Origin of the sequence: Anoxynatronum buryatiense, assembly GCF_900182905.1 — a bacterium.
GTDB lineage: Bacteria > Bacillota > Clostridia > Peptostreptococcales > Tindalliaceae > Anoxynatronum > Anoxynatronum buryatiense.
The window spans coordinates 1-15,512 of the sequence record NZ_FXUF01000007.1 but is presented as its reverse complement, the minus strand read 5'-3'; the positions used below and the strand labels follow the sequence as shown (position 1 = coordinate 15,512).

At 51.6% G+C, this 15,512-nt stretch carries 6 protein-coding genes and 1 tRNA gene; 5 read left to right on the top strand and 2 right to left on the bottom strand.

From position 1 onward, the window contains the following. The first annotated feature begins 82 nt into the window (after positions 1-82). The 4 genes from QOL74_RS10020 to QOL74_RS10005 all read left to right on the top strand — a co-directional run bounded on the left by QOL74_RS10020 (position 83) and on the right by QOL74_RS10005 (position 6,569). Positions 83-2,134 (top strand): sensor domain-containing diguanylate cyclase, encoded by a 2,052-nt coding sequence (locus QOL74_RS10020; RefSeq protein ID WP_283409338.1) that lies wholly within the window; start codon positions 83-85, stop codon positions 2,132-2,134. 91 nt (positions 2,135-2,225) lie between these two features. Further along, positions 2,226-2,945 carry a Pr6Pr family membrane protein gene (locus QOL74_RS10015; RefSeq protein WP_283409337.1) on the top strand — a complete coding sequence of 240 codons (720 nt, stop codon included), beginning with the start codon at positions 2,226-2,228 and terminating at the stop codon, positions 2,943-2,945. A 226-nt stretch (positions 2,946-3,171) separates the two neighbouring features. Beyond that, entirely contained in the window at positions 3,172-6,267 is a 3,096-nt protein-coding gene (locus QOL74_RS10010) for an EAL domain-containing protein (RefSeq protein WP_283409336.1), read from the top strand. A 226-nt stretch (positions 6,268-6,493) separates the two neighbouring features. Further along, positions 6,494-6,569, top strand: a tRNA-Arg gene (locus QOL74_RS10005). Between the two features lie 136 nt (positions 6,570-6,705). On the opposite strand, the gene QOL74_RS10000 is transcribed toward QOL74_RS10005, so the two are convergent. Both QOL74_RS10000 and QOL74_RS09995 read right to left on the bottom strand, forming a co-directional pair. After that, positions 6,706-7,911 (bottom strand): glycosyltransferase, encoded by a 1,206-nt coding sequence (locus QOL74_RS10000; protein WP_283409335.1) that lies wholly within the window; start codon positions 7,909-7,911, stop codon positions 6,706-6,708. A gap of 277 nt (positions 7,912-8,188) precedes the next feature. Further along, positions 8,189-10,216 carry an RCC1 domain-containing protein gene (locus tag QOL74_RS09995; RefSeq protein WP_283409334.1) on the bottom strand — a complete coding sequence of 676 codons (2,028 nt, stop codon included), beginning with the start codon at positions 10,214-10,216 and terminating at the stop codon, positions 8,189-8,191. A gap of 687 nt (positions 10,217-10,903) precedes the next feature. Here QOL74_RS09995 and QOL74_RS09990 point away from each other — a divergent pair. After that, on the top strand, positions 10,904-15,512 hold a 4,609-nt coding region (locus tag QOL74_RS09990; protein WP_283409333.1), incomplete at its 3' end, for a hypothetical protein.

Here is a 15,512-nt window from a genome sequence, read left to right as displayed (position 1 = left end):
ATACTGAAAATCAGTACCATGGGCTCAGAAGCTCAATCACTTCAATGTAGATGTACGCAGGCGACAAGAGAGGGCCATACAGGTGACAACCAAACAAAAGAGATGGCAACGACAGAATCTAGTAAAATCGATGCTGATCCTCATCAGTGTGATACTGGTGATATTCATGACACTGGTGGGTTTTTGGATACCGGCGGATAAAACGTTAACAACTCAGCTAGCCGCAACAGAGACAGACTCTTTTCGGGTTGAAAGGGGTGTTTTTGACCTGCGGCAGTGGAACCCGGAGATCAAGCCACTGCTGTCCATGAACGGTGACTGGGAGATATTTACAGATCAGTTGCTGACACCGGCAGAACTATCGGCGATTCAACTACCAAATGAGCCGCAAACGATTCCCATCCCGGCCGAAATCATGCCGGGAAAACCACTTTCAGGACTGGACGCCAACGGGTATGCCACTTTGCGGGTACGGGTGCTTCTCCCGGAGGATGAACGGATTTATGGCCTGAAATTCGCCTATTTCGCCTCAGCCTACCGGGTGTGGATCAATGGAAAAGAACTTGTCAGTGCCGGTACTCCTGTCACCAACCCGGCAGAATGTAAGCCCCGGTACCTGCCGTCGGAACTGTTGTTTCATCATATAGATGGTGAAGTGGAAGTGGTGGTGCAGGTCTCTAATTTTCACCACCGGCGAATGCGGCTGCGGCCCGTTCTGCTGGGTGACAGCCAGGCAGTCACCCGCCTCACCCAGCGGCAGATCATCAGTGAAAGCCTGATTTTCGGCAGCTTACTGGTGATTGCCCTGTACTATGGGGTACTGTACCTGATTCAGCGGCGGGAGCCGGCCCTTCTTTCTCTGGCGACAGCCGCCTTCATTACAGCTATACGAGGGGGCATCATCGGCGAGCGTATAGTGGTACGCCTGTGGCCCCAAATGCCGGGAGAGTTGATGATGAAACTGGGGTACCTTCCCGTGTTTATTTTGCTGCCCCTTCTGGTGATATACGTGCGGGATGTATTAGATTCCCCTGAAATGGACCGGGCAGCCCGGCTGAGCGGGTGGGGGATCTGGGGGCTGACGGCCTTTGTGGCGCTAACACCGGTAAAGGGCTATGATGCTGTCTTTCAATACGGGCAGGGATTCATACTTCTGGGGTCCATCTACCTGATTTATGTCATGGTGGTGTACGGGTTTCGCAAAAAGAACCGAGGCGCTTATGCCATGGCAGTTGGCTCGGTGGTAGTACTGCTGGCCGCCGCCAGTGACATGCTACGGGAATTTTCCCTTTGGAACGCCCCTGAGCTTGTGTCAGAGGGATTGATGGTCTTCATCATGATTCAGGCGGGATTTCTCGCCTGGCGCTTCAATCACGCCTTTCTTCGTGCCAACACCCTGGCAACAGAAAATGCGGCCATGTATGAAGAAATTCAGCAGATGAACCGGGACCTGGAAGAAAAAATCCGGCAGCGCACCCTGGAGCTGACCAATACCAACCGCAAGCTGATGCTCATGTCCCGCACCGATGCCCTCACCGGTGCCGACAACCGCCGCTCATTTGAAGAGAAGCTCCAGAAGGAATGGCACCGGCTGCAGCGTGAAAACCGGCCTCTGGCACTCATTATGAGTGACATTGACTTTTTCAAGGAGTATAATGATCAGTTCGGTCATCCCGAGGGAGATGTGTGCCTGCGGCAGGTGGCAGCCGCCATCGGCAAAACCCTTCGCCGTGAAACCGATGTGCTGGCCCGATACGGAGGCGAAGAGTTCATTATCATGCTGCCCAACACCGACAAAGATGGTGCCTGCCGGGTGGCCGAAAAAATTCGCAAGAATGTGGAGGCGCTGCAAATCAGTCACCCCTATTCCAGCATTCATCGTGTCATCACCATCAGCTTTGGCGTGGCAGCCATTATACCGTCACGAAAAACGACCCCGGAAGCCCTGGTTCGCAGGGCAGATCAAGCTCTCTATGCAGCCAAACAGCAGGGGCGCAACTGCGTGGTGCTGGCTGACGAACAAAATACATTCACTTTAAAAGACCTTCAGAATGAATCGGAAAATAACCACCAGCAAGATTTCCAACAAGATCTCCAGAAAGATTTCCAGCAAGATTTCCAGAAAGGTCTTTAGAATGATTTCCAGAAAGACTTGAGACATGGGCGAAGGGTTCAAAATAACCCCGGAAAAACAGTTGGATACTGAACTGGAAGAAGAATAAGTCATGAATCATCATCAGCGATGGGGGAGATCGAACAAGGAAGAAATGAATGAAACGGGGAGCGGGAAAACATTGAATGAAAAGGAACGTTTCTCAGGCTGGACATACTTTCGAATGGCCTACGGATTTGTTGGCCTGGTGGCACTGTTACTCAACTACCTTTTTATGCTCAATGGTGTTCATCACGATTTCGGCCCGCTACAGGGAAGCTACCGACTGATGAGGCTTTTCACCAATCAGACCAATTTGTTGGTGGTTGCCTGGAGCCTGTACTCCTGCCTGAAAACACCGGAGCGTCGGGAGGGCCTTTACCTGCCCAGAGGCCTGCGCGGCGGATTGTTGGTGTACATCACCCTCGCCATGGCGGTGTTCCACGTCTATCTGCGCCAGGGCTATAGCCTCACACCTCCCTTATTTGCAGTGAGCCTTCTGACACATTACCTGGTACCCCTGGCCTATCTGACAGACTGGCTGCTCACAGAGCCAAGGGGCTGCTACCGGTGGAAATATCTGTGGAGCTGGACCCTCTATCCAGTGGGATATTGGCTGGTGACCATGATCATTGGCAGTGAAACAGGTGAGTATCCCTACCCCTTCCTGAACTGGCAAGAGCAGGGAATAATATCTGTTCTTCAAAAGTCAGCAGGTGCAGGGGTGGCTGTGATACTTCTGGGGGCAGTGATCATCAGTCTTAATCGAATCATGCCATCAACCAAAGACTAAAGCATCCACTGCGACGCATGGAAAACCTGCCCCAAATGACCTGATCATCAGCATATGAAAGCACATGACTAATATTGACAGATGCAGCCACATTGTTTAAAATGAAACAAATACACCTTTGTTGCCTCTACAACAGGATTCATCCATTGATTTCCTGTTGAAGAATGAAACGAAATATTCGTTACCACATTGAGGGTGGCTGACTGAAGGGAGCACCTTTGCACATATGATCACATCAGATGTGTTTTTTTCATTTGTTTTTCTGGTGACATCAGCCATCTATGCCTCCATGGGTGTCTATATTCTCTTATTGAACACGGGCGACAGGTTGAATCGTCTCTTCTTTTTGATTTCAGGTGCTTTAACCCTATGGGGACTCGCCTACTCCATGGGAAATGCCGCCCCAAATGCTGAATCGGCACTTTTCTGGCACAGAGTTGCATCCATTGGGTGGGGCGTGTTTTATAGTTTTATGGTTCATTTTCTGCTCATTTTGGCAGGGCACCATGATTTATTGAAAAAGCGAATCATTCAGGTGCTGCTATATCTGCCGGCCCTGGTGATTTTTGTTTTTTTTGGACCCATCGGAAGCCTGCCTGTTGAGAGCTATCATCTCATTAAAATGCCGGCCGGCTGGATCGACACCGAACCGGCCGGTATGGGAGAAACCTTATACCGGATTTACTACATACTCTATTCCATGATTGGGCTGAGAATTTTAATGCGCTGGAAAAAACAACAGGATCATGCAGAAATTGGAAAAACTACTCATTTGATTATTGGCGGCTTCATACTCGCTTTTATCCTTGCCACAGTCACAGACGTGCTGCTGCGGTATTCGCTGACAGCAGAGCTTCCACAGATGGGAATAGTGTTTGCTCTGTTTCCCATGCTGGCCTTTTACCGGGCGGTGATGAAGCACGGACTGATGACTAATAAAGAAACGGCAGCTCAGGGGCAAATACTGAATGAAACCAGTCGACTCCAGATGTTTCGCTATGTCGCCTTTTCATTTGCAGTGGGCAGTGTGCTGAACATGGGAGGGTATTTTCTCAACGGAGAAGCCTTGCGTCGAACATTTACCTTTAGCGCACTTCTATTTCTATGTGGCGTTCTGTTGCTGCTCCTTCCCCGCCTGCCCCTTTCAACCAAAAGGCAGGATAATCTGTTAATGGCAATATTGGCGGGAAGCTATCCTTTGATTATGCTGTACTTGATGGGCTCCGCAGCCAGCCACATCGCGTGGCCGGTTCCCTTGATATTGATGATTATATCGGCAGTGTACAGCCACCGAAGCATGCTGGTAATGGTGACCTTGTCGGCCGTGATGACTCATCTGTGGATCTGGCGGCAGGTGCCGGAACAAATGGTTCGCATCAATGCTGCAGATCACGTCACATGGCTGGGCATCTACTTGTTGGGAGCTTTTCTGGCCTACTACGTGAACCGCACCTATGTCTACCGCCTGAAGGAAAACATGGATCAGACCAACCTGCAGCGGGTGGTGGCCAATGTGTCGGCAGCTTTTGTGCAGGCAAACGAGGCGAATCTGGACGAAAAAATCAACTACCTGCTGGCGCAGGCAGGCAGCCATTTTCAGGTGGACCGCAGCTACCTCTTTAAGGCTTCGGAAGATATGACGCTCCTTACATATGAATACGAGTGGTGTCATGAGCACACCAAGTCAGGCAAAGCAGCAGCAGAAGCTCTTTCAACGGCAGATGTCTCCTGGTGGATGGATCAGTTGACCCGGAACCGCATGGTGCATATTCCGGCGGTGGCCCAGTTGCCGCCGGAAGCTTCAAATGAGAAAAAACTACTGGAAAGTCAGCAGATTCTGTCAACCCTGGCACTACCCATTATGAATCAGCAACGGTTCTTCGGATTCATCGGATTTGATTCTACCCGTGAGACAAAAAACTGGCAGGAAAGCCATCGAGAGGTGTTGAGCATTCTGGCAAATCTGGTTTCAGATGCACTGGTGAAGATCAGCAATGAAGCCGAAATCAACCAACTGGCCTATTATGACAGCCTCACCGGCCTGGCCAACCGTTCACTGTTTAACAATCGCCTGCAAGAGGCCATCGCTAAGGCTGCTCAAACAGGAAAACGCATCGGTCTGTTATTTCTTGATCTGGATTCCTTCAAAAGCGTTAACGATACCATGGGGCATGAAGGCGGTGACCAGCTGCTGGTACAGGCAGCAGGCAACATGAGCCGAAAGATACGGGAACAGGACACCCTCTGCCGGTTTGGAGGCGATGAGTTTCTCATTCTCTTTCCAGAAATGGAAACTCGTCAACAGATCCAGACAATGGCGGAAAACATCATGGAAGTTTTTGGCGATCCGATACAGGTGAAAGAACAGGAGTTTTTTGTCACTGCCAGTGGAGGTATTGCCGTCTATCCTGAAGACGGAACTGATGCAGAAAGCCTGATCAAAAATGCCGATCTGGCCATGTACCATGCCAAAGACCAGGGAAAAAACCAGGTGGCTGGCTGTACGCCTACGATGAAACAAGGCATTGAAGATAAAACGCAGCTGACCAGCCAGCTTTACCGGGCCATCGAGCGGCAGGAGCTGGTGCTTTACTATCAGCCCCAGATCAATATTAACACCGGGCAAATGGTCGGTGTTGAAGCCCTTGTTCGATGGCAGCATCCAGAAAAAGGACTGATTCCTCCAGGCGTTTTCATTCCCCTGGCAGAGCAAACGGGGCTCATTAATGCCATTGGCCGATGGGTGCTGGAAACTGCCAGTCGGCAGAACAAAGCCTGGCAGAACCTGGGCCTGCCCCTGGTGACCATGGCAGTGAACTTGTCAGTGGAACAGTTTCGCAACCCCCGGCTGGTGGAAATGGTGTATCAGGTGCTGCAGGAAACAGGGCTGTCATCCGCCTGCCTTGAGCTGGAAATCACTGAAAGCATTGCTATTAAAGAAACCACCTATCCCATTGCACTGCTTCAGCAGCTGAAGCACCTGGGGGTGACCATCTCCATCGATGACTTTGGCACCGAGTATTCTTCTCTGAGCCGCATCAAAGAACTGCCGGTGGATCGCCTTAAAATAGCCATGGAGTTTGTCCACGGCATCGATAAAGGTGGCAAAGACCAAGCCATAGCCAGAAGCATCATTCATTTGGCCAAAAGCCTGGGGCTCAGCGTGATTGCAGAAGGTGTTGAAACACTACAGCAACTGCAGTTTTTAAAAGAGCAACAGTGTGATGATGTGCAGGGTTTCCATTTTTACAAGCCCATGCCCGCACCACAAATTGAGGCACTGCTGCGAAAGGAAATGGCACATCGAAAAAAAGATTCATAGGGTACTATCCTTTAAATATTGCCTTGGTGCGTCGACTCTACTCAAATCTATGTCCTTGCAATAGAAAAATGACAGACACTCAAAAGATAAAGACACCCATTGACAAGCCATTTCTTTTTGTTTATGCTACAAGAGCAGGTTTGTGGGTCTCATACTATCTGAAGGCTGCAGCTCACATCCTTGCCATTTGCACCATTCTGTTTCATATATACTTTTCGTTTATCATGCACCTGTAGCTCAGGGGATAGAGCAACGGTTTCCTAAACCGCAGGTCGGAGGTTCGATTCCTCTCAGGTGCACCATGAACGCCCTTGATTTTACATCATTCTGTAGAATCAAGGGCGTTTCTATTTTTAAGATAGGTAAATGGGCAACTCATTGGCGACTCAATGGTGCTGCACCCGATGATCAGAGAATGATCAAAAAATGGGCAGGGTGTTAATCAGTATCAGTGGGTGCCAATGCACCCGGCGGGCAGACTGTGGAACAGGCAATGGCTTGCTGGTAAACTTCCAGCAGGCGTTCTGCCAGATGGGTGTGATCCTGTTGGGCCACGTGAGCCCGGCAACGCAGCCGCCATTCATGCCATTGGCGCTCAGTCAGGTGGTGAAAATAATCAAGGTGCCTGCCCAATGACGCAGCATCTTCATATGCAAATCCATTCACGCCGTCAGTCACCTGTTGCCGGTTCCATGGATCAAAACGCTGCAACACCGGAAGGCCGCTGGCCTGAGCTTCCAACAGGGCGATGGACATCATTTCTGTGGTGGAGGCACTGACAAAAAGATCGGCAATGCCATAATAACGAGGCATGGTTTCGTGGGGCACCTTTCCGACAAAGGTAACGGGAAGGTGCTTTTTTGATGCAATGGCTTCCAGTGTCTCGCGATCAGGGCCATCTCCAACAATGAGCAGGTGGAAGTGGTTGCCGCCATTTGCCATCTGTTGCCAATATTCCAGCAGTTCAGCAATACTTTTTTCTTTTCCCAGCCGCCCGACAAAAATAGCCAGGGTATGATTATCTTCAATGCCCATTTGACGGCGAAGGGAACCCCGAAAACAGTTGGTCCTATTGCCGGGATGAAAAAGAGACAAGTTCACACTGTTGGGCACCAGCACAAAGGGCGTCACCACTCCCCGGGCATTCAGGTAGGCAGATGCTTTTTCAGAAGGACCGGTGGTCATGGCAGCGGCGGTCGCCAGCAGCTTCACATGGGCACGGGAAATAAACCGCACCACCGGAATCAGGGCGGGCGGGGCCAGGTAATGCAGGTATTCATCATAGGCAGTGTGCAGGGTATACACCAGGGGCACTTTTAACAGGCGGGAAGCCAGCATTCCAAAGGTACCCACACCAAACTCCTGATGAATGTGTATCACATCAGGGCCAAAATTTCGAAGAATCCGATAACGTTTCCAGCTGAAGGGCGCCGCCAGGCCGTAGCCGTATATCCGTTTGATGGCAATACCGGGGCACCGCAGCACGCCCTGGGCATCCACCTGATGACGTCTCAAATCTGGATCGGCGGTGACGATGAGCACTTCATGGCCCAGGGATCTCAATCCTTCGGCCAGAACGGCGATATGGGTGGTGACTCCGTTGGTGTAAGGGTGCCAGGTTTCTGTCAGCAGGGCAATTTTCATGGGAATACCTCCAGCAGGTAAGGGTGTTGAGTAGTAGTTGGATTGATTTTACCCAATTTCATGCCTTTACAACAGAAAGATGACGGCACGTCAAAAGAAGACTCTCCCGAAGAAGAGTCTTCATAAGAAGCAGAAGAAGCAGTCGCTGCAGCAGAAGCCTTGCAGGGTGCCCATGCTGCTGGCGCAGGATTTATGGCGATGAAGAATTCTTTTCAACAAGCGGAGAAGCAAAGAAAGCTTCATTATTCAGATGCTGCTATCTTCATTCAGATGGCTGCTATCTTCGGTGTTCAATTGCGATGAAGATCCGGCTGGAGGGCTTCATATGCAATACATGAATCATGTATGCGTCATCCCAGTAAGCGTTGTAGCTGATTTGTTCCCGGGTCTCAAAGAGCGTACTCGCATAATCAAAAGACTCTGCCACAATATTTAGCTCACCCAGCTTAGATGCTAAAACAGCTCTTCCGAAATCCAGTCCATGCTGTTCTAAGGATAACGGAATGTACATGGCCAGTTCCAATCGGCTGTCAAGGTCGAAATAGACTTCCAGATCTTGAGGTAACGGCTCTGCATAGTGGTATCCATTTTGCCATGCAATGCTTTCAGTTGCATCCCTCAATGGAGGAAATGTCACTTCGACAGGCACTGAGGCGGCTGACTGGTTTATTCCGACGCCAAGACTTCCAAAAGTGTTGCTTCCCCATGTCCATACCCGGCCATCTGCACCAAGTGCAATAGAATGCTTTGTTGAAGTGGATATCTTGACAATGTTGTGCAGGTTCTTCACCTGTACGGGCGAAAAACTGGATTCAGTGGTACCGTTGCCAAGCCTTCCGCGAAAATTGTTGCCCCATGCCCAGACAGTTCCATCGTTTTTCAATGCAACAGCTGTGCGGAATCCCGTACTGACGTCAACCACATTGGAAAGGGTGCTTATTTGAACGGGTGTCTGTCTCGAAGTATCGGTGCCGTCTCCAAGCATGCCATTATCATTAAAACCCCAGCTCCATAAGGTGCCGTCGGACTTGATGGCCATGGTGATGGAACTTCCTGCCTGGATTTTGACCACGTTATTAAGATTGGTTGCTTGAACAGGCAGGGGGTGTCCATATGTTGACGGCCCTGTTGTCGTGCCATTTCCCATGGTTCCTGATCCGTTCATACCCCACGACCACACTGTGCCGTCGCTCTTGAGAGCAACACTGTGATGGCTGCCGGCTGAGATGGCAATGACATTATCCAAGCCACTTACAGGAAGCGCTGTACTGCTGTCCTCAAAAGTACCGTTCCCCAATTGACCATGTTTGTTGTTGCCCCACGCCCAGACGGTACCATCACGTTTGAGGCCCAGGGTGTGTCCAAGTCCAGCCGAAACGTCAACATAGTCCTGAAGGCCATTTATCTTTTGGGGTGTCACCAGATAATTGGCGGCGGGATGCCAGTTGGTTAAGTCGGAAATTTCATTCAAAGATGCATTGGCAGGATCAACGTCGCTGTAAACGCCCCATCCATAAACGCTGCCATTTTGTTGAAAAGCCACCACAGATCTGCTTGCATTAAGGCGCTGAACATTGGTCAGCCCTTCGATTTTAACAGGAATGAATCGACTTGGCGAAAAAGCATAGTACATCATTTCACTTCGTTGTTTCTTAACTTCGGTGATTCCATCACCAACAAATGATCCACCCCAACCCCAAACGGTTCCGTCACTCATCAAGACATAAGAACCATATCCGGTGGTTGAAGCAACATCGACCACGCTGCGTTGGGCATTCACTGCTTTTTCAGGCATCATTTCAGTGGCAGAGGGTGAAGGCGCTTCTTCTGAAGTGAGGTGAGGTGAAGTGCTGGATGCTTCGCTTTGAGAGGTGCTTGGTGAAGTGGATATATGAATCTGATGGTTGGCACCATCCCAAACCACTTGACCACCGAAACTTTCACTGACAAACCGGGCAGGTACCATGGTGCGGCCATTGACCAGTGTTCCGGGAACATCGATTTCCACAGGGGCTCCATTAACTGTCGGGTAGCGGCTTCCTATGGGAAGAACAACGGTGGTGGTTCCTTTACGTCCGGTGACGGTGCGCGTTTGGTCATTCCATTCCACTTCGGCTCCCAGTGATTCGAAAATAGCCCTGAGAGGAACCAGGGTTCTCCCTTCGATGAGGGCAGGCGGCACGTCCATTTGAAGCAGAACGTCATCTACCGTTACACGAATGGGGGGTGCAGCTGATACAGGGGCAGCTGCAACGCCTGCAAAGAGTATGACAATGAGAATGATGGCGATGATTCGATGGTTCATTATTTCAGCTCCTTTTGATTTAAATCGGTTTTCTTTCATTGTATCATGTTGCTGTGGAATGAACCACTAATAGACTCTGCCAGGAGAGCATGATAAAGCGCCTGGCGTGTCCCATCAACCTTCAAAAAATAACCGCTTGTGCAGATTTTCGACCGCTTGATCACGGCCTGTTGAAAAACATTTGACAGCATGCTACTTTAGTGAAAACAACGACAGCCAGTCGCCACTGACCTCTCGTCATCGACAATCAGCCACCAGCCGCCAAACTTCTATAAAAGAAGCTTGGTTGTTTTTTTTATGACATAGGATAAAGAAAGGCTAAAGAAGTAAAAAGAAGCTGTGAATACTGAGGGTCTTCTTGGCGAGGAGTTCGATTGAAACAGTTTTCCCAGGCCGATAGGAGCGGTTCAGTGGCAGGGAGCAGTGGCAGATGGCCTGTCTGACATTTTCAGCATAGGAAGGAGGAGAAAAGCGAAACCCGGCAAAAACCCGAGGACTGCAGGGAATCAAAGAAACGCTGACCAGGCTGCTGCAGGGAATCAAAAAAACGTTGACCAGTGTGCTGCAGGGAATCAGGGAGATACTGATCAGAGCACTGGAATGCTGTCGTGAACAACACCTTGTGCTTCAAACAAAATAACAGGACAATGCCCATTAACAAAAGGGCATTGAGCATTGGAGGAAACGATGACAATCAAAAGTATGAGCAGGTGCCTGAAAAGCACCTCTTTCCAACAAAAAGCAAAGCAAATGATGGCATTAACATTGGCTGTTCTCATGGCCACCCCGGCCACGGGCTACGGCTTTTCTGCCCATGAACAGCAAGTGGAAACAATCACCGCTTTTGCACAGCTCACCGGTGAAATTACCAGCCAACAGCTGGCAGTGGGGGCCCGGGAATCGGATATTCATCTGCCAAACACGCTGGGCGTGACAATCAGCGGGCAACCAATGGCACTGCCGAATGTTCCCGAATTACCCGAACTACCTGAAACACCAGACGCATCCGAACTACCTGACACATCCGAAACACCAGACACACCAGATAACGGGGAAAGCATGGAAAACGGCGGACAACCTGGCGAAACCCTCCCCGAAGAAACACCACCTGACGGGAGCGCCCCGACAACACCAACAGCCGATGAATCCCACGGCGAGGCGGGACCTGCTTCAGATCAAGAAGATGAAACCGCTCAAGAAGGTGAAACCTCTCAAGGTGATGAAAACAACCCGGCAGGGAACACCACTGGGGAAATCCAGGGAACGGTGATCGTGGACAGTGACAAGGTGCCTTTATCAGGGTTCACCACCGAATCTTCCAGTCGTTCGATCACACTGGAAGAGGTGCAGTGGGTGATTGATGCTGAAAAAAGCAGCTCCCCATGGTTTGATGCCAGTGAAAACGGTGCCGGCTATACCTATGTGCCTGTTTTGCCGGCAGGCTACACCCTTGCAGAAGGTGTGAACCTGCCGGAAATCAGCGTGCTGATTGGCAGTGCCATGATGCACGTGTTATCTGACCCGGCACCCGTTGCCATCAGCGGCATAGCCGTTGACAGCGACGACTGGTATGCTGTCACAGACGCCAGCGGTGTGGTAAGTACCGAAGGAGCCGGTCCAGGCAACTGGCAGATTCATGTGACCAAAAGCGGCACCACTGCAACGGTAACATTAAAAGGGGCCACTCTTTCTAATCCTGTTTTTTCCAGTCATGCCATTGAAGTCAACGATTACGATTTAAACATCGTGCTACAGGGCACAAGCAACCAGATTGGAACCGCCAGCGGCAGTACCAGCGGCTATGCCATCTACAACGGCACCGGGGGAAAATCTATCAGCATCACCGGTGCCGGCCATCTGGACATCAGAGGCAACTATGGGATACGCATCAATGGAACAGGAGACGTTTCCATTGACATTGACGGCGATCTTACCCTGGAATCCACCTGGCAGATGATTCAAACCAGCGGTAATATCTCGGTGAAAGCCAACAGCATGACCATGAACGGACACTCGCTTCAAACCGGGAGCGGAGAGGTGTTTCTAAGGGCGAACAACGGGAACATCACCCTTCAGGGTACAGGGAATATAGGCATCAATGCCCAGGAGAAGATCACCCTTTCGGCGCCGGAGGGTGGGGTTTCCCTAAGCGGCCAAGGCTATGCCATTAGCCAGTTAGGCAACCACACCATTTCCATTTCCGCAAAAAATGAAATTGTTTTGGCGCAAAGCATCCGGGGAGGGATGGGTGGAAGCGGCGGCAGTGACATTTCCCTTGTTTCAGAAACCGGAGATATCACCATTGACAGCAGCAATACACTCATTGAAAATGCAAAAATCAAAGTGGAGCTGGCGGCACCCAGGGGTGACATTCGACTGAAAACAACTGAACCACATGAATTCATTATTTCCGGAAGCGACTATACCCTCAACATCAGTGCCAAAGGGGTGGTGGACCTGCAAGGGAACAGCGGCATTTCAGGCTGCAGTTCAGCGGATATCAGAGGGCAGAAGATTCATATTGCTGCTCCGGGAAGCGGATATGCCCTGATGGCAGGGGCTGCCTCCATCACCAATCCGGCAGGGGGCAATGCCGCAGAAATCACTCTTTCAGGCGGCGGGGGCGGACGGCATGTGTTTCTGGGCAGTCATCTGACCCTCAAGGCGGACCAGGTGATCATCGCGGCTGCCAGCGACGCAGCAGGTGCCATTTCATCCACCGGCAATGTGAGCATCGGTGATGCAGGACTGGTCATCGGTGCAGTGAGCGCTGCCGGAACAATGACCATGGCAGACAAAGTGCTGCAGGTGGCAGCAGCTGGTCCTGACGCATCTGCAGGTCTGAACCTGGTCACAGCCCCCACCGTTTCCACCTATTACAAAGCAGGAGATGGCTATGCCCTGTTTGAGCCGGTCCAGGGAAGTTCGCCTGCCACGCTGGTGTTGAACAATGCCGGCATCATGGGCAGCGATATTCCCCTGCAAGTAGGTGAAGAAATGGTGATCCGGCTGCGGGGCACCAATCATTTGACAAACACCAACACACCAGGCGGTGTCGGAATGTTGGTGGCGACGGGCGGTGGCCCGTCTCGGTCAATCAGCCTTCAGGGTGGCACCGGCGACTCACTGCTGGTGTCAGCATGGCAATGCATTGCCGGGGTAGAAAACCTGACCATTTCCGGCGGTAACGTTGAGATGCGAGGTGCTGTTTACGGAATCATTGCTCAGGGAGATGTCCTGATAGAAAACGGCGCCCGGGTAACCCTTCAGGGGGGAGCCTTCGGGGGGGCCCTTGTCATGGGAGGTTTCATGGGCGGAGGGGGTGATCCCAAGCACCTCACCATCAGTGGTGGCAGCACCCTGGCTATTGAAGGCGATGCCATCATCTCTGGCAACCTCACCGTTGGCAGCGGCAGTACCATCACCCTTCAAGAAAGAAGCCGGTTCATGATTGATCGGGCAACTGCCATTATCAACCAGGGAACCATTGTCAACAATGGTATCATGCACCTTCCCCAGGATACCACCCCGGCGCAAATGGCAGCTCTGTCCATTTCCGGCAGTGGCATTCTACGGGTGGATGTGGTGGATGAAGTCGATGGCTCCTTCATAGGCTATAAGACTTACAAAAACGATGGTTCAGAACTGAAAGAAGTTGGTGGCCCGGATGGCCTTGACCTGACCACGGGCGACCACAGCGGCAAAACGGTGGTAAATGACGGTTATGCCTGGGATAACGCCAGCAACACGCTCACCCTGGGCAATGCCTATATTGACGGGAATGTGACACTGCCCGCCGAAACAATGGTTCATACCACAGGGTCCACAGTGATTCAGGGCAGGATGGAGAGCGATTACAGCAGGCCGCTGAATCTGACCTTCAGCGGGGCAGGCGCATTGTTCAGCGCTGGGGGCATCGGCGGCGCCTTTAACGGTGATACTGTCACCCTTCAGGAAGGCGCGCAAGTGACCATGGGAGGCGCCCTGTTTTTGGGTGGTTCAGGTGGGCAAGATGGCACACTGAACGTCACTGGCCAGGGCACCAACCTGACGGTTTCCTCTGCCCACGGCTACGCCGTGATGTGCGACACCGTGAATGTGTCCAACGGTGCCACCCTCATTGCAAACGGCGATTCCATTGGCGTGCAGGCGCTGGAAGGCGGCGTGAATGTCACCGGCGGGGCCACACTAACCACCAACTGCGACTACGGGGTATACATTGAGGATGGCAAGCTGACAGTGGATGACGACAGCAGGCTGATAACCAACGCCGCAGTGGCACCTTTCTGCATTGTTGACCGCACAGCCCACGCCAAAGAGCAGCAGGACGTTCTTTCACTGCCAGGGCTTCCTTCAGGAACCGAGATTGCTTTTGTGACAGGCACCCAGGCAACCTACTGGAGCCTGGTGGCTACGGGAAACAGTCTTTCCGTGACACAAGAAAACAGCTCGCCGGTGACCTTGTCAGGTGCCAAAGCCGGAACACTCCACTTCGTCAAAGCGACTAACCCCGGTGGAGACGATAATGGCGGCGGCAACGACAACGGCGGAGGCGACAATAATAATGGCGGCAATGATAATAATGGCGGTGGTAATAACGACGGCGGAGACGGCGATCATAATGGTGGCGGTAATGACAACGGCGGTGGCAGTTCCTCTGGCGGCTCCTCCCGTGCCAGGTCTTCAGCTGTGGTCACCACTGAAAAGAAGCCTGACCAGCCGGTGATGGGCAGTGTCAATGCCAATGGCAAGATTTCCGGCAGCCATGCAGTGATCATCATTACCGACAGCATGGTGAAAACAGCCATTGAAAAAGCTGAGAAAGCTGCAAAAGCGCAGAACAGAACAGCCAATGGCATTGGTGTGGAGGTAGTGCTTGTTGCTCCTGATGCCACCAGCTGGACCATCATCACAGAGCGTGCGGCACTGAACCGATTGGTCACCACCAATGTGAAGCTATTTCAGATGGTGGGGCTGCCGGTCAATGTCTCCTTTGACCAGGATTCTCTGAAACAGCAGCGCACCCAGGGTGACGGCGATATCACCATGACGCTGAAGCCAGTCGAAGTCAACAACCTTCGCAATACCTACGACATAACACTGAGCACGGTGAAAAATGGAAAAACCGTCAGTCTTGCTTCGTTAAGCAAGGGCATCGCAACGGTATCAATTCCCTACACACCAGCAAACGGCGAAGCAGCGGGCGGCCTGTACGCAGTGCATGTGGACAAAGAAGGCAACACCACCCGCCTGGCCCATTCCGCTTACGACACCAACAGCGGCGCGGTGATCTTCA